Source organism: Ralstonia mannitolilytica (assembly GCF_905397375.1).
Lineage (GTDB): Bacteria > Pseudomonadota > Gammaproteobacteria > Burkholderiales > Burkholderiaceae > Ralstonia > Ralstonia mannitolilytica.
This window is the reverse complement of record NZ_CAJPVG010000005.1, coordinates 104386-123949: the sequence shown is the minus strand read 5'-3', so window position 1 is coordinate 123949 and position 19564 is coordinate 104386. Positions and strand designations below refer to the sequence as shown.

Annotated in this window: 18 protein-coding genes; 5 read left to right on the top strand and 13 right to left on the bottom strand. The window is 68.0% G+C overall.

The annotated features are described in order from the left end of the window. Window positions 1-52 precede the first annotated feature (52 nt). The 5 genes from KHN96_RS12165 to KHN96_RS12145 all read right to left on the bottom strand — a co-directional run bounded on the left by KHN96_RS12165 (window position 53) and on the right by KHN96_RS12145 (window position 5400). The gene (locus KHN96_RS12165) at window positions 53-286 is read right to left on the bottom strand and encodes a Fis family transcriptional regulator (RefSeq protein WP_045785823.1); all 234 of its coding nucleotides are present in this window, start codon (window positions 284-286) and stop codon (window positions 53-55) included. Beyond that, window positions 283-1353, bottom strand: a complete 1071-nt coding sequence (gene dusB / locus KHN96_RS12160) for a tRNA dihydrouridine synthase DusB (RefSeq protein ID WP_045785824.1) — start codon at window positions 1351-1353, stop codon at window positions 283-285. The genes KHN96_RS12165 and dusB overlap by 4 nt, the downstream gene beginning before the upstream one ends. A 193-nt stretch (window positions 1354-1546) precedes the next feature. After that, a complete protein-coding gene (locus KHN96_RS12155) occupies window positions 1547-2785 on the bottom strand; it encodes an NAD(P)/FAD-dependent oxidoreductase (protein ID WP_062739058.1) in 1239 nt (412 codons plus the stop codon). A gap of 3 nt (window positions 2786-2788) precedes the next feature. After that, a complete protein-coding gene (locus tag KHN96_RS12150) occupies window positions 2789-4015 on the bottom strand; it encodes a UbiH/UbiF/VisC/COQ6 family ubiquinone biosynthesis hydroxylase (protein ID WP_062739057.1) in 1227 nt (408 codons plus the stop codon). After that, window positions 4012-5400: an aminopeptidase P N-terminal domain-containing protein gene (locus KHN96_RS12145; protein ID WP_062739056.1), complete on the bottom strand. Its 1389-nt coding sequence runs from the start codon at window positions 5398-5400 to the stop codon at window positions 4012-4014. Before KHN96_RS12145 ends, KHN96_RS12150 begins: the two co-directional genes overlap by 4 nt. A gap of 182 nt (window positions 5401-5582) precedes the next feature. On the opposite strand from KHN96_RS12145, the gene KHN96_RS12140 reads away from it, so the two are divergent. Next, window positions 5583-7649, top strand: a complete 2067-nt coding sequence (locus KHN96_RS12140; protein WP_045785828.1) for a putative bifunctional diguanylate cyclase/phosphodiesterase — start codon at window positions 5583-5585, stop codon at window positions 7647-7649. Here the strand turns inward: KHN96_RS12140 and murU are convergent. From murU to KHN96_RS12120, 4 genes are read right to left on the bottom strand one after another with little or no spacing between them, the layout of a single operon-like run. Then, window positions 7646-8353, bottom strand: coding sequence for an N-acetylmuramate alpha-1-phosphate uridylyltransferase MurU (murU, locus tag KHN96_RS12135; RefSeq protein ID WP_062739114.1), 708 nt, complete (start codon window positions 8351-8353; stop codon window positions 7646-7648). The genes KHN96_RS12140 and murU overlap by 4 nt on opposite strands. Window positions 8354-8361: 8 nt before the next feature. Then, a complete protein-coding gene (locus KHN96_RS12130) occupies window positions 8362-8688 on the bottom strand; it encodes an AzlD domain-containing protein (RefSeq protein WP_045785829.1) in 327 nt (108 codons plus the stop codon). Beyond that, window positions 8685-9410 carry an AzlC family ABC transporter permease gene (locus KHN96_RS12125; RefSeq protein WP_045785830.1) on the bottom strand — a complete coding sequence of 242 codons (726 nt, stop codon included), beginning with the start codon at window positions 9408-9410 and terminating at the stop codon, window positions 8685-8687. The genes KHN96_RS12130 and KHN96_RS12125 overlap by 4 nt, the downstream gene beginning before the upstream one ends. A 5-nt stretch (window positions 9411-9415) precedes the next feature. Next, the gene (locus KHN96_RS12120; RefSeq protein ID WP_062739055.1) at window positions 9416-10477 is read right to left on the bottom strand and encodes an aminoglycoside phosphotransferase family protein; all 1062 of its coding nucleotides are present in this window, start codon (window positions 10475-10477) and stop codon (window positions 9416-9418) included. A 165-nt stretch (window positions 10478-10642) separates the two neighbouring features. On the opposite strand from KHN96_RS12120, the gene KHN96_RS12115 reads away from it, so the two are divergent. The 4 genes from KHN96_RS12115 (at window position 10643) to rsmA (ending at window position 16545) form a co-directional block, all read left to right on the top strand. Then, window positions 10643-13072, top strand: coding sequence for an LPS-assembly protein LptD (locus KHN96_RS12115; RefSeq protein ID WP_045785832.1), 2430 nt, complete (start codon window positions 10643-10645; stop codon window positions 13070-13072). 7 nt (window positions 13073-13079) lie between these two features. Beyond that, window positions 13080-14570, top strand: a complete 1491-nt coding sequence (locus KHN96_RS12110) for a peptidylprolyl isomerase (protein ID WP_181817390.1) — start codon at window positions 13080-13082, stop codon at window positions 14568-14570. A gap of 84 nt (window positions 14571-14654) precedes the next feature. Then, complete coding sequence (gene pdxA, locus KHN96_RS12105; RefSeq protein ID WP_062739053.1) at window positions 14655-15671, top strand: 4-hydroxythreonine-4-phosphate dehydrogenase PdxA; 1017 nt, start codon at window positions 14655-14657, stop codon at window positions 15669-15671. Between the two features lie 28 nt (window positions 15672-15699). After that, entirely contained in the window at window positions 15700-16545 is an 846-nt protein-coding gene (gene rsmA / locus KHN96_RS12100) for a 16S rRNA (adenine(1518)-N(6)/adenine(1519)-N(6))-dimethyltransferase RsmA (RefSeq protein ID WP_045785835.1), read from the top strand. Here the strand turns inward: rsmA and KHN96_RS12095 are convergent. The 4 genes from KHN96_RS12095 to KHN96_RS12080 all read right to left on the bottom strand — a co-directional run bounded on the left by KHN96_RS12095 (window position 16532) and on the right by KHN96_RS12080 (window position 19558). Next, complete coding sequence (locus tag KHN96_RS12095; RefSeq protein WP_045785836.1) at window positions 16532-17437, bottom strand: DMT family transporter; 906 nt, start codon at window positions 17435-17437, stop codon at window positions 16532-16534. The two genes, rsmA and KHN96_RS12095, sit on opposite strands and share 14 nt — an antisense overlap. After that, window positions 17421-17828: a lactoylglutathione lyase gene (gloA, locus tag KHN96_RS12090; RefSeq protein ID WP_045785837.1), complete on the bottom strand. Its 408-nt coding sequence runs from the start codon at window positions 17826-17828 to the stop codon at window positions 17421-17423. Before gloA ends, KHN96_RS12095 begins: the two co-directional genes overlap by 17 nt. A 99-nt stretch (window positions 17829-17927) precedes the next feature. Then, the gene (locus KHN96_RS12085) at window positions 17928-18809 is read right to left on the bottom strand and encodes a M48 family metallopeptidase (protein WP_045785838.1); all 882 of its coding nucleotides are present in this window, start codon (window positions 18807-18809) and stop codon (window positions 17928-17930) included. Next, window positions 18806-19558, bottom strand: coding sequence for a lysophospholipid acyltransferase family protein (locus tag KHN96_RS12080; protein WP_045785839.1), 753 nt, complete (start codon window positions 19556-19558; stop codon window positions 18806-18808). Before KHN96_RS12080 ends, KHN96_RS12085 begins: the two co-directional genes overlap by 4 nt. Window positions 19559-19564: the final 6 nt, after the last annotated feature.

Below are 19564 nucleotides of genomic sequence, written 5' to 3'. Positions count from 1 at the left end.
GCGCTGGGGTGGTGGCCCTGGCGCCGTCAGAAAGGGAAATCGGTCGGCGGGCTCAGAGCAACCCGTGCTGCTGCAGCTTCTTGCGCAGCGTGTTGCGGTTGATGCCCAGGTAATCGGCCGCCTGCGACTGGTTGTTGGAGGCCCATTCCATCACGGTCTCCAGCAGCGGCCGTTCGATGGCCTGCAGCACCATGTCGTAGACGTTGGACGGGTTTTCGCCATCCAGGTCGCGGTAGTAGGCATCCAGGCTGTCGCGGATGCAACGTTCGATCGGGTTGCGGCTCATGCGGCAAGCAGTTCCTTGTTGTTGTCGTTGTTGCCCGTCGTGGGGCGCTCGCTGTCGGCGGTGGCCTGGTCTTCGTAGACGAGGCGATCGGACAGCGCGCGCTGTTCGTCGAAGAACGCGTTGACGGCAGCCAGTTGCGCCGCGGTGTCTTCGATGGTGTTCATGCGGTGGCGGAACAGGTTGGCCCCCGCCAACCCGCGCGTGTACCAGGCGATGTGCTTGCGCGCGGTGCGCACGCCGGTGTATTCGCCGTAGAACGCGTAGTGCTCTTCGAGGTGCGTGTTCATGATGCCGCGGATCTCTTCCACCTCGGGCGCCGGCAGCAGCGTGCCGGTCTGCAGGAAGTGTTCGATCTCGCGGAACAGCCACGGCCGGCCCTGCGCCGCGCGGCCGATCATGATGGCGTCGGCGCCCGTTACGGCCAGCACGTGCTTGGCCTTGGCCGGCGTGGTGATGTCGCCGTTGGCGACCACCGGAATGCGCACCGACGCCTTGACCGCGGCGATGGTGTCGTATTCGGCTTCACCGTGGTACAGGTCGGCACGCGTGCGACCGTGCACGGTCAGCATGCTGATGCCCGCGTCCTGCGCGATGCGGGCCACGGTGAGCGCGTTGCGATGCTCGCGGTCCCAGCCGGTGCGGATCTTGAGCGTGACAGGCACCCGGTCGCCCACGGCCCCGACCACCGCCTCGACGATGCGCGCCACCAGCGGCTCGTTCTGCAGCAGCGCCGAACCGGCGGCCACGTTGCACACCTTCTTGGCCGGGCAGCCCATGTTGATGTCGATGATCTGCGCGCCCCGGTCGACGTTGTAGCGTGCGGCCTCGGCCATCATCATCGGTTCGGCGCCGGCGATCTGCACGGCAATCGGCTCGACCTCGCCTTCGTGATTGGCGCGCCGCATGGTCTTCTCGCTCTTCCAGAGCTGCGCGTTGGACGCGACCATCTCGGACACCGCATAGCCCGCGCCCAGCCGCTTGCAAAGCTGGCGGAACGGGCGGTCCGTCACACCCGCCATCGGGGCGACGAACAGGTTGTTGCGAAGGGTATGCGGTCCGATCTGCACGGTACGCGGCGCGTTGGTGAGGCGTTGAGCGACGAAGAAACGAAAAAACAGCCCCTTCCGCCAGCATTGGCGGAACGACGGGGGTGAAAAATGCGAGGACGGGATTTTACCGCCAAACCGGCCGATTGCCTAAATGTTGTGCACAAACTATGCGGCGGTGCGGTTGCGGCAAGGCGTGCTTGCCGCGGCGGCATCAGCGGAACCGTTGCAGGCCGTACGGGCGGGCGTCGATGAAGGGCGCGCGTTCGCTGACCAGATCGGCGATGAGCCTGGCCGTGCCGGGGGCGCCCGTCATGCCCAGGTGGCCGTGCCCGAACGCAAAGAAGACGTTGCGGTAGCGCTCGGAGCGGTCGATGACGGGCAGGCTGTCCGGAATCGACGGCCGAAAGCCCATCCACTGGCTGTCGTCCGCAAAGGCGAGGCCGGGGAAGAGTTGCTGACCCTGTCGCGCCAGGATGCGGGCACGGCGGTAATCGGGCGGGGCATCCAGCCCGCCGATCTCGACTGTGCCGGCAATGCGCAGGCCGCCTTCCATGGGCGTGGCGATGAACTTGCGTTCGCAGTCCATGATCGGCCGCGAGGGCTGCACGGTCGGGGCGCTCAGCATTGCGTGATAGCCGCGTTCGGTATCGAGCGGGATGCGCGTGCCGCTGAGCTTTGCGCCGAGCCGCATCGACCACGCGCCGGCCGTGACGACGAGCTTCGACACGGGCAGCGTGCCGCAATCGGTCTGCAGCCGCGTCGGGCCGTGGTCGTCCGATTCGACATCTACCACCTTGCGGCGCAGGAACGTGCCGCCGGCTGCCGCAAGATTGGCCGCCAGCGTTTTGACCAGCCGCTCCGGGTTGACCGTGAAGCCGTTGTCGGGCAGCAAAAGGGCGGACTGGATATCCGGGGCCAGCGCGGGCTCCAGTTCGCGGGCTTCGTTGGCGCTCAGGGCTTGCGAGCGTACGCCGGTTGCATCGCGGATCGATTGCGCCAGCGCGTCGCCCGAGGAGCGCGTCAGCGTGCGCCAGACATAAAGGTGCCCGGTCTGGCGGATCAGGCTGTCGTATTGCGCGGGGTCGAGCAGGCTGCGATAGCCGGGAAAGGTCGCGCTGAACAGATGTGCCAGCGGCGGCGCCGTCGCACGCGCCTGGGCTTCATTGCCGGCGCGCACCCATTGCAGGAGCCAGGGCAGGGCGCGCGGCAGGTAGGACCAGCGCACCGTGAGCGGACCCATGGGGTCGGCCAGCCATTTCGGCACCTGCCTGAGCATGCCGGGCAGCGCCATCGGCACGACGGACGCCACGCTCAGGCAGCCGGCGTTGCCGAACGAGCAGCCTTCGCCGATGCCGGCCTGATCGAGCAGCGTGACCTGGTGGCCTTCGCGCTGCAATTGCAGTGCACATGCGGTGCCCACAATGCCGGCACCCACGACGGTGATCTGCATGCCCTAGCGTCGCTGGCCAAACATCATCTGGCGCGCAAGCCCGTGCTTGAGCGGCGGCAGGCATTCGAGCAGCGTGAGCGCCGCGCCGCGCAGGTGGCCGAACGTGCAGCCCGGGACGGCAAACGCGCGCGGCAGCAAGTCGGTCAGGCCGATGGTGACGGCGCGGTCGAACGTGCGTTCACGGGCAAAGCGGGCGAGCGCGGCGGGCGTTGCGCCGTCTCGCAGCGCACGCGCCATCTCGAACGCATCGCGCAGGCCCAGGTTGAAGCCCTGGCCCGCCACGGGGTGGATCGTCTGCGCCGCATTCCCGATGGCCGCCACGCGCCGATCGACCGGAACGCGTTGCGCGTGCAGCCCGAGCGCAAAGGTGTGGCGCGCGCTGGCGTGTGTAAAGCGGCCCATGCGGTCGCCGAAAGCCGTACCGAGTTCGGCGAGGAAGGCGTCGTCGGGCAACCCCGCGCGGCGGCGTGCCTCTCCGGGCGAGCAGCACCAGACCAGCGCATACCCGGGTCCCTGCGCATCGTCCTGCGGCAGCAGCGCGAGCGGGCCCTCGGGCGTGAAGCGCTCCCAGGCCCAGCCTTCCAGCGGCGCGCTGCAGCGCACGTGCGCGACGATGGCGGTCTGGCCGTAGTCGCGGCGGCGTGCGTGGGCGAGGCTGCCGGCCTGCCTGCGCGCGTCGTCGAACAGGCCGCCTTCTGCCTGGATGACGACCTCGGTTTCGATGGCCAGCGGATGCCGTCCCTCGCGAAGCGCGCGCACGCGGGCCGGCGCGACGGTGCCATCCGCGCGTGGCAGTTGCTCGACGCGCTCGACCGGCGTGTGGTCATAGCGCGTGAGGCGGTCCGGGCGTTGCCGCATCTGCGCGGCGAGTGCGGCGTTGAGCGCGGCGCTCAGGTCGCCGTACTGCACGACATGGCCGAGCGCCGGCACGTCGTAATCTTCGCGGCGGATATGCGCCTGCCCGAAGTGGCCGCGCTGCGAGACATGGATGTGCGTGATCGGCGTGGCGCGCGCGGGCCAACCGCCAATCTCCTGCAGCAACACGCGCGAGCCGTGCGAGAGCGCCAGCGCGCGCGGGTCGCGCGCCGCGGCCTCAGGGTCGCGTGCATCGAACAGGGCAATGCGCCAGTCGGTGTCCCGCAGCAGCCAGTTGGCCAGCGCCAGCCCCACCGGCCCCGCACCGACGATGGCGACGTCGAAGTCGGGTGCCGCGGCGGTGGAATCCGTCATTGGCCGCCTCGCATGATCGCTTCGATGTCGGCCACGGCGACAGGCACGTCGCGCGTGATCAGCTCGCAGCCCTCGGGCGTGACGATGGCGTCGTCTTCGATGCGGATGCCGATGTGCCAGTACTGCTCGGGCACGCCGGGTGCAGGGCGCACGTAGATGCCGGGCTCGACGGTCAGCACCATGCCGGCCTCGAGCGGGCGCCACGGGCGTTCGCCTTCAGCCGGGGCGGTGGTGCCCGGCGTGCGGTATTCCCCCACGTCGTGCACGTCCATGCCGAGCCAGTGGCCGGTGCGGTGCATGTAGAACTGGCGGTACTGGCCGCCGGCGATCACGTCGTCGAGCGTGCCGACCTTGTTGGCATCGAGCAGTCCTGTGTCGAGCATGCCTTGCGCCAGCACGCGCGTGGCCGCGTCGTGCGGCACGTTGTACGGCACACCGGGGCGCGTCTGTGCAATGGCGGCTTCCTGCGCGGCGACCACGAGTTCATACAGCTCGCGCTGCGGGCCGGTGAAGCGTCCATTGACGGGGAACGTGCGCGTGATGTCCGAGGCGTAGCCGTCGAGTTCGCAGCCGGCGTCGATCAGGCAGAGATCGCCGTCGCGCAGTTCAGCGTTGCCCGCGCGGTAGTGCAGCACGCACGCGTTCGGGCCTGTTGCGACGATGGAGTTGTAGGCGACGCTCTGCGCGCCGTGACGGCGGAATTCGTACAGCAGTTCGGCTTCGAGGTGGTATTCGCGCAGCCCGGCGCGCGAGGCCTGCATGGCGCGCACGTGCGCCCCGGCGGAAATGCGCGCGGCGCGGCGCATGATGTCGAGCTCGCCGGGGTCCTTGAACAGGCGCATCTCGTCGAGGATGGCCCGCACGTCCAGCGCCCGGTGCGGCGAGGACACGCCCGCCCGCCCCTGCGTGCGCACGGCATCGAGCCAGCGGCGCATGCGGCGGTCGAACGTGCCGCTCTCGGCCAGCGGATACGCCACGGCGGCCGTGTTGGCGAGCAGCCTCGGCAGCGCCGCGTCGATCTCTTTCACCGAATGCGCTTCGTCCAGGCCGAAGGCCTCCCTGGCGGCCTCCGGGCCGAAGCGGAAGCCGTCCCAGATTTCGCGTTCTTCGTGCTTGGGGCGGCAGAACAGGACGCTGCGCGTCTGCGATTCAGCCGCGCTGCCGCCGGGGACCACGATGGCGAGTACGGCTTCCGGCTCGGTGAAGCCGGTCAAGTAATAGAAGTAGCTGTCGTGCCGGTAGGGGTAGTCGCTGTCGCGGTTGCGCATCGCTTCGGGGGCGGTCGGCACGATGGCCACGCCGCCGCCCTGTTCGCGCAGCCATTGCGCAACACGTTCGCGGCGCTGGCGATAGGTCTGGAGAAAGGCGAGTTCAGAGGCGGACATGGCGTGATTTCTGACGTCAGAGGGATCAATGAATTGTAACGCCGGCCCCGCGCCGCATCGCGGCGGGCTCAATTGCAAAGAAAATTGTGGCGTACAGTCACCTCCTCTAAAGTCTGGGGCGGATGCGGTCGATGAACCGTGATGGAGCGTGGCCGTCCAGGATCGGCCTGCCTGGAGAACCCATGCTTGTCGGCAGTTACAACCCTCTTCTCGTCCTGCTTTCCCTTCTTGTGGCCGTGCTCGCGTCGTATACGGCGCTGGACATGGCGGGGCGGGTGGTCACCGCACAGGGGCGGGCTGCGTTCTGGTGGCTGACCGGCGGGGCATCGGCCATGGGCGTGGGCATCTGGTCGATGCACTTTGTCGGCATGCTGGCCTTCAGCCTGCCGATTCCGCTCGGTTATGACGTATCCATCACGCTCGCCTCGCTGGCCATTGCCATCGCGGCCTCTGCGTTCGCGTTGTGGCTGGTGAGCCGGCGTGAGCTGCCGTGGCGGCGCCTGGTGGGCGGCGCACTGCTGATGGGCGTGGGCGTGGCCGGCATGCACTACACGGGCATGGCCGCGCTGCGCATGAAGCCGGGCATCGACTACGACCCGGCGATCTTTGGGCTCTCGGTGGTGATCGCAGTGTTTGCCTCGGGCGCGGCGCTGTGGATCGCCTTCCGCCTGCGGGGCCACTCGCAGCGCGTGCGGGCATTACGCGCCGGCGCGGCGGTGGTGATGGGCGTGGCCATCGTGGGCATGCACTACACGGGCATGGCGGCCGCGGCGTTTCCGCTGGGCAGCGTGTGCGGGGCTGCACATGCCGGCGCCAGCACCGCGTGGCTGGCGTTGGTCATCATCCTCATCACGCTGGCGGTGCTTGCCATTGCGCTCATCATCTCGGTGCTCGATCTGCGCATGGAGGCGCGCACGGCGGTGCTGGCCCATTCGCTGGCGCAGGCCAACCAGGAGCTGGCGTACCTAGCCCTGCACGACAACCTGACCAAGCTCTCCAACCGCCTGCTGCTGGAAGACCGCCTGAACCAGGCGATCCGCACGGCCGAACGCGAGAAGCGCCGCTTTGCGCTCATGTTCATGGATCTGGACGGCTTCAAGGCGGTCAACGACGTCTACGGGCACCACGTGGGCGATCTGCTGCTGATCGACGTGGCGCAGCGCATCGTCGGCCGTGTGCGCCAGCAGGACACCGTCGCGCGCGTCGGCGGCGACGAGTTCGTCGTGCTGACCCACGTGGACGACCCTGAAGACGCCGGCACGCTGGCCGACACGTTGCTCGAGGCCGTGCGCGAGCCCTTCCTGGCCGGCGGGCATGAGCTGCGCGTGTCCACCAGCATCGGCATTGCGATGTACCCCGGCGATGGCGCCAACCAGCACGATCTGCTGACCAATGCAGACGCGGCGATGTACCACGCCAAGGGGCTGGGCCGGAACGCCTACAGCTTCTTCGAGCCGTCGATGAACGCCAACGTGCACCAGCAGTTGCAGCTCGTCCAGGACTTGCGGCTGGCCATCGAGCGCAACGAACTCGTGCTGTACTACCAGCCGAAGTTCCATGCGCCGCATGGCCCGATCGCCGGAGTGGAGGCGCTCGTGCGCTGGCAGCATCCGGTGCGCGGGCTGCTGTCGGCCAACGAGTTCATTCCGCTGGCAGAGCGCACCGGGCTCATCGTGCCGCTGGGCACGTGGGTGCTCGACGAGGCGTGCCGCCAGATGGCGCAGTGGCGCCGCGAGGGGCATGCCGGGTGGAGTGTCGCCGTGAACCTCTCCGCGCTGCAGTTCGGCCATGCCGCGCTGATCGACACGGTGCGCGACACGCTGGCCCGCCACGCGCTCGACCCGCATTGCCTGACGCTGGAGATCACGGAATCGACCGCCATGCGCGACGCCGATGCCAGCCTGCACATCCTGCAGCAGCTCGACGCCATGGGCGTGCGCATCTCCATTGACGATTTCGGCACCGGCTATTCAAGCCTGCTCTACCTCAAGCGGCTGCCCGCCAGCGAGTTGAAGATCGACCGCGGCTTCGTGCGCGACCTGGAGCGCGACACGGAAGACGCCGCCATCGTCTCGGCTATCGTGGCGCTTGGGCAGACGCTGAACCTGCGCATCGTCGCCGAAGGCGTCGAGACGGCCGAGCAGCAGGCGTTTCTCACGCAGCTTGGCTGCGACTCGCTGCAGGGCTATCTGCTGGGGCGCCCGATGAGCGCCGAATCGCTCAGCGCGGAAGCTCCTGCCGGGCTTTAAGCCCGTCGTGCCGCCAGTTCGGCGTCCAGCGCCGCAAGTTGCGCGGGCGTGCCGACGTTTTCCCAGCGGCCGTCGAAGCGCTCGCCCGTGGCGCGGCCCTCGGCGATGGCCGCGTGGTAGAGCGGCGTCATGGCCATGCGCGTGCCCGGCGTGATGCCGGCAAACAGGCGCGTGTCGTACAGGCCGATGTTGCCGAACGTGAGGCGGCCTGTGCCCTCGGCGTGCAGCGTGCCTGCGTCGTCGAGGGCGAAATCGCCGTTCGGGTGATAGGGCGGGTTGGGCACCATCACCAGATGCATGCCCGGCTGCGCCTGCGCTTCGAGCGCGGCGGCGCGGTCGCGCAAGGCGGCGTAGTCGTAATCGCAGAACACATCGCCGCTGACGGCGATGAACACGCCGTTGCCTTCGCCGGCCTGCAGCAGCGGCATGGCCTGGGCCACGCCGCCGGCCGTCTCCAGCGCCTCGCCTTCGGGCGAATACGCGATCCGCACGCCCCAGGCACCGCCGTCACCGAGCGCCGCTTCAATCTGCGCACCGAGCCACGCGTGGTTGATGACGATGTGGAGCACGCCCGCTGCGGCCAGGCGCTCGATCTGCCAGACGATCAGCGGTTTTCCACCCACCGGCAGCAGTGGTTTGGGCGTGTGGTCGGTCAGCGGACGCATGCGGTCGCCGCGTCCGGCGGCGAAGATCATCGCCTTGATCGTCGAATTCAAGCCATCACCTTCATGAGAATCAGCAGCACGGCCATGCCGCCCACGATGGTCCACATCGCACTGTTGGTGACGCGGGCAATGGCGATGGCGACGATGCCCGCGACCAGGCGCGGGTTGTCTGCCGATACCGCCAGCGCACCGTCGCGCATCAGCAGGTCCGGTGCAATCAGCGCGGTCAGCATGGCGGCCGGCACGTAGGGCAGGGCGCTGCGAAACCACAGCGGCAGGTTCATGCGCCCTTCAAGCGCGATGAACGACAGGCGGATCAGGTAGGTGGCTGCGCCCGAGATCAGCAGCACGCCAAGAAGGATCAGGGCCTTCATGCGGCCGCCTCCTTGTTGCGCCGGTCCACCAGCCGCTCGACCAGCGCGCCGATGGCGATGCCGACACACGCAGCACTCATCAGCCCCAGCTTGTGCGGCCAGCCCGTCCATGCGACGGCCAGCGCGGCGCCGGTCAGCGCGGCGGTCAGTTGCGCGCGTGTGCGCAGCGCCGGCACCACGATCGCGATGAAGGTGAGCGGCAGGAAGAAATCGAGCGGCCACGTGTTCGGCACCTGTGCTCCGAGCACCACGCCGACGATGGTCGACGCCTGCCAACTCGTCCACAGCGCCACACCGGCGCCCAGGAAGTACCAGTGGCGATACGTGGCTTCTTCCGTGCCGGGGCGCGAGTTGACGACGCGCCGGTTCATGGCCGCAAACGCCTCGTCGGTCAACAGGTAGGCGATCAGCCATTTCCAGCGGCGCGGCAGGTGCGCCAGGGTCGGCGCGATGCTGGCCGAATACAGCGCGTGCCGCAGGTTCACCATCGAGACCGTCGCCGCAATCACAAGCGCGGGCGCGCCCCCGGCCCACAACTGCACGAGGATCATCTGCGACGCGCCGCCAAAAACGATTGCGCTCATCGCCACGGCCAGCCACGCGGGCATGCCGGCCGACGTGGCCAGCACGCCATAGATGAGGCCGAACGGCACCACACCGAGCAGCATCGGTGCGAGCGCCAGCATGCCGGCGCGGAACTCAACAGCCCGTGCGGAGGCCATGGGAGTCAGAAGGTGTAGCCGACCTGCTGGGCGCGATCTTCCAGCTGATCGAGCAGGCGAGCCAGTGGCGCCAGCGCGTTGTAGCGGCTGCATACGCGGCGCAGGTAGGCGATGAAGCGCGGGGTGTCTTCCACGTAGCCGGCCTTGCCGTCGCGGTAGCACAGGCGCGCGAAGATGCCCGCCACCTTCAGGTGACGCTGCGCGCCCATCCATTCGAGGGCGCGGTAGAACTCGCCGAAATCGGCGTCCACGGGCAGCTTGGCGGCGCGGGCGGCTTCCCAGTAGCGCACCGCCCAGTCCAGCTCCTGTTCTTCATCCCACGACAGGAAGGCGTCGCGCAGCAGCGAGGCGGCGTCGTACGTGATCGGGCCGTAGACCGCGTCCTGGAAGTCCAGCACGCCCGGCTGCGACGGGTCGGCCGCGTTGATCATCAGGTTGCGCGGCATGTAATCGCGGTGCACGTACACGCGCGGCTGGGCGAGCGCGCTGTCGACCAGCAGCTTGAAGACCTTGTCGAGCGATTCGCGCTGCGCGGCATCCAGCGGGCGCTGCAGGTGCCGCTCGACATACCAGTCGGGAAACAGCGACAGCTCGCGGCGCAGCAGGGCCTCGTCGTACGGCGGCAGCTCGCCTTCGCGCGAGGCGAGCTGCCAGCGCACGAGCGTGTGGATGGCGGGGCGGAACAGCGTGTTGGCGTAGGCCAGGTCGAAATCGTGCTCGCGCAGCGATTGCAGATACGTCTGCGGGCCGAGGTCGGTCAGCAGCAGGAACCCCTGCGCGAGATCCTGTTCCAGTACCTGCGGCGCGCGCACGCCAGCCCCGTTGAGCAGGCCGGCCACGTGGACGAACGGTCGGCAGTCTTCCTGCGGCGGCGGGGCGTCCATGACGATCAAGGTGCCGCCGGCGCCTTCCAGGCGGAAATAGCGGCGGAAACTGGCATCGGCCGAAGCGGGTTGCAGCGTGTCGATGCGCAGGCCGTGCGCAGCGGGCAATGTGCCGAGCCAGTCGCGAAGTTGGGTCAGGCGTGCGTCGGTCGCGCCGGTGGTGGCGCCAGGGGTCGAAACCATGCTGAGAGAACGCTGGAATGGGGCTGGAAGGAAGCCCCGTATAATACCCGACCGAGTTTCGCCGCGAGCGAGCGCCAGCCCTGTCGGGGCCGCGCGCAGCGGCGGGACACCGACGATGATGTGCCCCCGTGCGCGCCTGCGCGCGCAGCCCTGTTCCCGATCTGCATGACCGAACCGAACCGAGCCAGGAAAAACCGGCAGCGCCCTGCTGTTGCCGCGCCCGACCAGCGAACCGCCCACCGGCGCAACACGCTGGCATTGCGCCCGCTGGTGTTCGCCGTGGCCGGTGTCTGGACGGCGACGTCCGCGGCGCAGAGTGCGGACCCGACGCAATCGACCGCGTCTGCGGCGACACCGGCTTCATCCGTCACGGCCCTGGCCACGTCCGGGCCCACCACCCCGGGCGGCAGCCCGCTGGTGCCCAAGATGGCCGAGCCCATCAAGCGTCCGGACAACACGGTCCCCACCTTCACGGCGGCCGACACGATGGACGGCCGCACGAACGAGGACATCCACCTGCGCGGCCACGGCGAGCTGCGCCGCAACGGTGCCGTCATCAAGGGTGACACCCTCGATTACAACCAGGACACCGACGTCGCCACCGCCACCGGCAACGTGCGCATCTTCCGCGACGGCACGCTCGTCACCGGGCCGGATGCCAAGCTGAAGGTCACGGCCAACGAAGGCACCATCAGCACGCCGGCCTACGAGTTTCACACCACGGGCGGCCACGGCACGGCCGAGCGCATCGACTTCCTGGACAAGGACAACAGCCGCATCACGCGCGGCACGTACACGACGTGCTCGCCGGACAACGTCGACTGGTACTTCAGCGCAAGCCGCATCGACATCGACAGCGACCGCCAGGTCGGCACAGGCCGCAACGGCGTGCTGCACTTCTTTGGGGTGCCCGTGTTCGCCGCGCCGGTGATGGACTTTCCGCTCAACGACGACCGGCGCAGCGGCTTCCTGCCGCCGGTGTTCGGCTACAACAGCCGCAGCGGCGCAGACGTCACGCTGCCGTATTACTTCAACATCGCGCCGAACCGTGACCTGACGCTGTATCCGCGCCTGCTCACGCAGCGCGGCCTGCAGCTCGGCGCGGAATACCGTTATCTCGGCTCGAGCTACGGCGGCGTCCTGCGCGGCGAATTCCTGCCTAACGATCGCGAGGCCGACCGCGACCGCTGGTCGATCGCGTTGCAGCACACGCAGCGCCTGGCGCCGGGGCTGAACGCCTACGTGAACTACAACAAGGTCTCCGACAACACGTATCCGGATGACCTCGGGCGCAGCATCGTCACGGCGACGCAGCGCCAGTACACGCAGGAAGGCGGCGTCACGTATTCCATCGGTGATTGGCTCGCGACGGCGCGCGTGCAGAAGTTCCAGACGCTGTCGACCGAGACCACGCCGCTGTCCCCGCCGTACGAGCGCCTGCCGCAGTTGAACCTGATGTACAACCGGTACGACATCGGCGGGTTCGACATCAACTTCCAGACCGACTACACGCGATTCTCGATCCCCACGGCCAACACCGTGCAGGGCGAGCGCCTCTTCATGCAGCCGACGATCAGCTACCCGATCGTCCGCCCCGGTTGGTACGTCACGCCGAAGTTCATCCTCAACACCACGGCGTACCGCCTCGATCGCCCCGCCGGCGACACGCAGGACACGCAGATCAACCGCACGCTGCCCACGTTCTCGCTCGATTCGGGCATGACGTTCGAGCGCGATGCGCCGATGGTGTCCAAGCTCTTCGGCGTGAGCTACATCCAGACGCTGGAGCCGCGCCTGTTCTACGTGTACACGCCGTACCGTGACCAGTCGCAGATTCCGCTGTTCGATACCGGCCAGTCCGACTACAACCTCGGCCAGATCTTCACCGAGAACCCGTACACCGGTTACGACCGCATTGCCGACAACAACAAGCTGACCGCGGGTGTGACCACGCGCTTCATCGAGGCCGAATCCGGCATCGAGCGCCTGCGCGCCACCATTGCGCAGCGGATCGACTTCGAGGGGCAGCGCGTCACGCTGGCAGGCGCGGCGCCGACGTCGGTGCGCCGCTACTCGGACCTTCTGGGCGCGACCACGATCCAGATGTTCCGCGGCATCTTTTTCGATACGAACCTTCAGTACAATCAGGACATCGACCGCATCATGCGTTCGACCGTGGCGTTCAGCTGGAAACCCGAGGCCAACAAGGTCATCAACCTCGGCTACCGCTATTACCGGCAGGACGCCAACACCGGTCAGTTGCCGCTGGAGCAGGCCGATATCTCTGCGCAGTGGCCGATCACGCGGCGCCTGTACGGCCTGGGCCGCATCGGCTACGACATGGATGCGAAGAAGCCGTCGGATATGCTCCTTGGCTTCGAATACGTGGCCGACTGCTGGGTGGGCCGGCTCGCCGTGCAGCGCTACAGCAATGCCGTATCGGGCTACACGACACACATCTTCGCCCAGATCGAATTCAAGGGCCTGTCGAAGGTGGGGAACAATCCGATCGATGTGATCCGTTTGAACGTGCCCGGCTACCAGCCGGTGTCCGCGCAGCCGATTACGCCGTCCGTGCTGGATCAATATGAATAACGACATCATGGCTTTCCAATCGACCGCTTTTGCCACGCGCGTGGCTCCACTGGGCCGCCTGCGTGTGGCGACTGGCGTGCTGGTCGCGCTCATGGCCGGGACCATGCTGTCGCCCGCGGCTCATGCCCAGCAGGCGCAATCGACAAAGAAGGGTGCGCCCGCGGTGCGCGGCATCTTTGCGAACCCGGGCTCGTCGCCGACGCAGCCGCTGCTGCAGGGCACGCTGCCGGGCCCGACCGCCGCGGGCACGCAGCGCAGCCAGCTTGTCGACGAGGTGGCGGCCGTGGTCAATACCGACGTCATCACCCGCCGCGAACTGCTGAACCGCGCCGACCTCGTCGAGCGGACCTTCCGCGCGCAGAACCGTCCGCTGCCCCCGCGCGCCAACCTGCTCGGTGAGGTGCTCGAGCAGCTGATCCTGGAGCGCGTCCAGGCACAGACAGCCAAGGAGAGCGGCATCCGCGTGTCCGACGCCGACGTGGACCGCGCCGTGGAAAGCGTGGCCCAGCGCAACAACCTGTCGGTGGCGCAGCTCAAGGGCAAGCTGGCGGAGGCAGGCATGCCGTACGACAAATACCGCGCCGACCTGCGCCAGGAGATTCTGCTGGCGCGCCTGCGCGAGCGCGAGGTCGACTCCAAGGTGCAGGTCTACGACGGCGAGATCGACAACTACCTCGCGCAGCAGGGCGGTGGCGCGGCACCCGCCGGCGAAGAGCAATACAACGTCGCGCAGATTCTCGTACCGGTGCCCGAAGACGCCACGGATGCGCAGAAGGCGGCGGCTCGCAGCAAGGCAGAAGGCCTGCTCAGGCAAGCCCAGGGCGGCGCAGATTTCGCCAGACTGGCGCGTGACAATTCCGCGGCCCAGGATGCCGCGCAAGGTGGTGAGCTGGGGCTGCGCCCGATCGGTCGCCTGCCGGCGGTGTTCGCCAACGCGGTCGTCGACATGAAGGCCGGCCAGGTGGCGAGCCAGGTCGTCGAGAGCCCCGCCGGCTTCCACGTGCTGAAGCTGCTGGAGAAGCGCGCCCCGAGCACGGCCATCGCCGCCAAGGTCCAGCAGACGCAGGTGCGCCACATCCTGATCAAGACCGGGCCGACCATGTCGGCAGACGATGCACGCCGCCAGCTGGCGGGATTGCGTGATCGCATCGTCCACGGCTACGACTTTGGCGATGCGGCGCGCCGTTACTCGCAGGATGGCTCGGCCAGCGCGGGCGGTGAGCTGGGTTGGGTGTCGCCGGGCCAGCTCGTGCCGGAGTTCGAACACGCGATGAACGAACTGAAGCCGGGCGATATCTCGCAGCCGGTGCAGAGCCAGTTCGGCGTGCACCTGATCCAGGTGGAGGGCCGCCGCGAGGCTGAAGTGCCGGTGGACCGCCAGCGCGACTATGCGCGCTCGGTGATCCGCGAGCAGAAGATCCAGGCTGCGTACGAAGACTGGCTCCGCGAGCTGCGCGATACGGCGCACGTGGAGTATCGCGTGAACCGTCAGCAGTAAGCTGGCGGATGTCCGCATCGCTCACGGCCGCCTGCGGGCGGCCGTGGCGTTTTTACCGACCGAACACGTTGCAATGAACGTTCCATGCTGAACATCGCCATCACCACCGGAGAGCCCGCCGGCATCGGTCCCGACATCACCGTGGCGGCTTTGCTGCACATCGCGCGGCAGGGCCCGGCGCGCTATGCCGACGTGCATTGGCACGTGATCGGCGATGCGGCCTTGCTGCAGGCGCGTGCAGACGCGCTCGGGCAGGGCGATTTCTGGCGCGTGGCGTCGACGGCGTTGACGATCGTGGAACGTCCTCTCGGCGCGCCGGCGCGAGCGGGCGTGCTCGATGCCGCCAACGGGCATTACGTGCTGGAGCTGCTCGATGCCGCCATTGACGGCTGCCTGGCCCCCGCGCCCGACGGCGTGCGCTATGACGCAATGGTCACGGCACCGGTGCAGAAGAGCACGATCAATGATGCCGGGGTGCCCTTCACGGGCCACACCGAATATCTCGCCGAGCGCAGCCGCACGCCGCGTGTGGTGATGATGCTGGCCGGCCCGCAGCCGGCGCACGGCAACGCCATGCTGCGCGTGGCCCTGGCGACGACGCATCTGCCCTTGCGCGAGGTGCCGGACGCGATCACGCCGGCCGTGCTCGACGAGACGCTCGATATCGTCGCGCGTGATTTGCGTGCGCGCTTCGGGCTGAACGCCCCGCGCATCCTCGTGACCGGGCTGAACCCCCACGCCGGCGAATCGGGGCATCTGGGCCGCGAAGAGATCGAGGTGATCGAGCCGGCCATTGCGCGGGCGCTGGCACGCGGCATCAACGCGCGGGGCCCGTATCCGGCCGATACGCTGTTCCAGCCGCGCTTGCTGGCCGATGCCGACTGCGTGCTGGCGATGTATCACGACCAAGGCCTGGCGCCGCTCAAGTACGGCACGTTCGGCCATGGCGTGAACATCACGCTGGGGCTGCCGTTCGTGCGCACGTCGGTCGACCACGGCACGGCGCTGAACCTCGCGGGCACCGGCCGCGCCGACTTCGGCAGCATGATCGAGGCGATCGACACTGCCATTGCCATGGCCCGGCACGATCTACGTTCCTGATTTCACCTTTCCCGACACGAGTTTCGCGATGGCACGATCCACGACCGGCGTACACCAGGGGCACCAGGCCCGCAAGCGCTTCGGCCAGAACTTCCTGGTCGACGACGGCGTGATCCACGCCATCGTTGCCGCCATTGATCCGCAGCCCGACGACGTGCTCGTTGAAATCGGCCCCGGCCTCGGCGCGCTGACCATACCGTTGATGGACCGCGTGCGCACGCTGCAGGTGGTCGAGCTGGACCGCGACCTCGTCGCGCGCCTGCAGAAGCGTTTCGGCGATCGGCTGATCGTGCATGCCGGCGATGCGCTGGCGTTCGATTTTGGCGCGCTGCATGAGGCGGGGCGGCCGCTGCGCATCGTCGGCAACCTGCCGTACAACATCTCGAGCCCGCTGCTGTTCCACCTCGCGGCGTTTGCCGACCGCGTGCGCGACCAGCACTTCATGCTGCAGAAGGAAGTGGTCGACCGCATGGTGGCCGCGCCGGGCAGCAAGGCGTTCAGCCGGCTGTCGGTGATGCTGCAGGTGCGGTACTACATGGAGCCGGTGCTCGATGTGCCGCCGGGCTCGTTCAATCCGCCACCGAAGGTCGATTCGGCCGTGGTGCGGATGATCCCGTGGCCGGCCGGCAAATCGCCGTATGCGCCGGTCGACATGCGCGCCCTCGGCACGGTGGTGACGATGGGGTTCTCGCAGCGGCGCAAGGTGCTGCGCAACACGCTGGGCGCGTTGCGCGACGTGGTCGATTTCGATGCGCTCGGCTTCGATCTGGGACGGCGCGCCGAAGAGGTGCCGGTGGAGGACTTCGTGGCGGTGGCCAACGCGCTGCCGGCCGAGCGCATCGCCGGCAGCTTCCCGGATATCACCGAAGGTTGACGAGCAGGATGCCGGAGAGCACCAGTACCGCGGCCAGCGCAAAGCGCAGGCCCACCGGCTCGTGCAGCAGCAAGACGCCGAAGGCCACGCCAAACAGCGGCGTCAGGAACGAGAACACCGACAGGCGCGACGCCAGGTAGCGGCGCAGCAGCCAGAACCACGTCAGGTAGCTCGCGAACGCAATCAGCACGGCCTGGTAGGCCAGGCTCGCCAGCGCGGTCGGCGTGAGGTTGGCCGTGGCGATCTGCCCCGTGCCGGCGGCCATCACCATCAGCATCACGGCGGACACCGCGAGTTGGTACAGCAGTGTCTTGGCGGCCGGCGCTTCCGAGAGCTTGCTCGCCCGCACGACGATGGTCGTCGCGCCCCACAGCGCGCCTGCCGCCACGCCGAGCGCATCGCCCAACGACGTGGACGGACCGGCGGCAGGGTGCAGGATGCCGTCGGCAAAGGCCAGCACGATCCCTGCAAAGGCGATGCCGATGCCGGTCCACTGACGCGGGCGCAGGTGCTCGCCGGGCACGAAGAAGTGCAGGCCGAGCGCGGTGAAGATCGGGGCGGTGTAGAGAAACACCGCCATGCGCGAGGCCGTGGTGTAGCTCAGGCCGATGAAGATGCACAGGAACTCGACGCCGAACAGCAGGCCCGCCACGAGCCCGCCGGGCAACGTGCCGTCGCGCACCGAGAGGGCCGTGCCGCGCCACATTGCAAAGGCGAGCACCAGCACCGACGCAATCGCCGAGCGCACGCCGGCCTGCATGACGGGCCCGACGTCGTGCGCCGCCACCTTGATGGCAACCTGTTGAAAGCCCCAGCACATGCACAGCACCACCATCAGGCTGATGGCGGTGGCGTCCAGGGGCCGGCGCGTGAGGTTAGTGGCGGTTGCCATCGGGCATCGAGCGGGCCTGGATCAGTTCGATCTTGTAGCCGTCCGGATCTTCCACGAAGGCGATGATGGTGCTGCCGCCCTTGACGGGGCCGGCTTCGCGCGTGACCTTGCCGCCGGCCTTGCGGATCTGCTCGCAGGCCTCCGCGGCGTTCTCCACCTCGATGGCGAGATGGCCGAACGCGGTGCCGAGCTCGTACTCGCTCACACCGTAGTTGTAGGTCAGTTCGATGACGGTGTTGCTGGCTTCCGGGCCGTAGCCGACGAAGGCGAGCGAGTACTTGTATTCGGGGTTGTCGCTGGTGCGCAGCAGTTGCATGCCGAGCACCTTGGTGTAGAAGTCGATCGAGCGCTGCATGTCGCCGACGCGCAGCATGGTGTGAAGCATTCGCATGGGATTTCCTTCGTGGGGACTGCGGGGGAAGGCGATATTGTAGGAGGGTGTTGCCCAACGTGCAGAGCCCCCCGGTCCGACCACCCCTGCGCCAGCGAATCAAAACGCTGGCAGGTATTCTGGCGGATGCGAGCGCAGCTGCTCGCGCGCTTCGCGGAACTCGGGGAAGATCGACTCGACCGTGTCCCAGAAGCGGGGGCTGTGGTTCATCTCCTTCAGATGCGCGAGTTCGTGCGCGACCACGTAGTCGATCAGGCTCAGCGGAAAGTGCACGAGCCGCCAGTTCAGGCGGATCTTGCCGTCGGCCGTGCAGCTTCCCCAGCGCGTGGCAGCCGAAGACAGCGCATACGCACTGTGCCGCACGCCCAGGCGCTCGGCATACACGTCGAGGCGCTCGCCGAAGAGGCGCCGCGCCTGCGTCTGCAGCCAGCCCTGCACGCGGTCCTTGATCTGCTGTTCGGTCGCGGAGGGCGGCAGGCCAAGGTGCAGCATGCACGTGTCGGCATCGAACATCAGCGCGCCGATGGGCGATTCCAGCTTGAGCGTGATCGTCTTGCCGAGGAAGGGCAGCGTTGCGCCGTCTTCCCATGCCATGGGCGGCAGCACGCGGCGTGCGGCACTGCTGCGCCATTCGGCCAGCTTGGCGAAGATCCACTTCTGCTTTTCGGCGATGGCGTGCTCGATCTCGGCAAGCGTGACCCAGCGCGGCGCCGTGATCGACAAGCCGCGGTCATCGATGACAAAGCCGATGGTGCGCCGCGAAGAACGCTTCAGGTTGTAGACGAGCGCGCGTTCGCCCAGCGCCAGCCGGCGCTGGTTGGGGCCCAACGGCACGGTGGAAGGGTCGAATGCCGGCGGCGCGAGCAGGCTGGCGTCCGACGGCGCACCAGGCTCCGACGGCGCCTCGGGCGCGAGCAACGGCAGCTCGAGCTGAGCGCTGTCGGCGGCGGTGGGCGAAGTCGGTGGGCGCAGCAGTTTCATGCGGGCTCGCGGTAGCTGTCGGCGTCGATTCTACGCATTTCGGTTTCGATCCATGTCTGGACTTCGCGGTTGAGCTCATCGCTTGTCTTGCCGGCGCTCGAAATGGCGGGGCCGACAGACACCGTGATCAGGCCGGGATGCTTGAGGAACGCGTTGCGCGGCCACAGCCGCCCGGAATTGAGCGCGATGGGCAGCACCCATGCGCCGGTGTCGACGGCAAAGCGCGCGCCGCCGCTCTTGTAGCGCGGATTGGGTGCGCCAACCGGCGTACGCGTGCCTTCAGGGAACATGATCATCCACGCGCCGTCGGCCATGCGCGCCTTGCCCTGGCGCGCCACCGAGGCGAACGCGTTGGCGCCGTCCTTGCGGTTGATGTGCACCATCTTCAGCATGCCAAGCGCCCACCCGAAGAACGGCACGTACAGCAGTTCGCGCTTGAAGACATAGCACAGCGGCCGGGGCATGGTGGCCGGAAACGCCAGCGTTTCCCACGCAGACTGGTGCTTGGAGAGCAGCACAATGGGCTTGTTGCTGGCGACGGCCGCCTCAACGTGTTCCCAGCCTTCGTACTTCCAGCGGATGCCGACGAGCCAGCTTGCCACCCACAGCGTGATCTTGGTCCACGCGGCCGCGACCCAGAAACGCCGATGCGGATTCAGAAACGGAAACGTGATGAAGCAGAACACCGCATGCAGCGGCGTATAGACGATCAGGTAGACCAGGAACAGCAGCGAGCGGATGAAGGTCATGGTGCG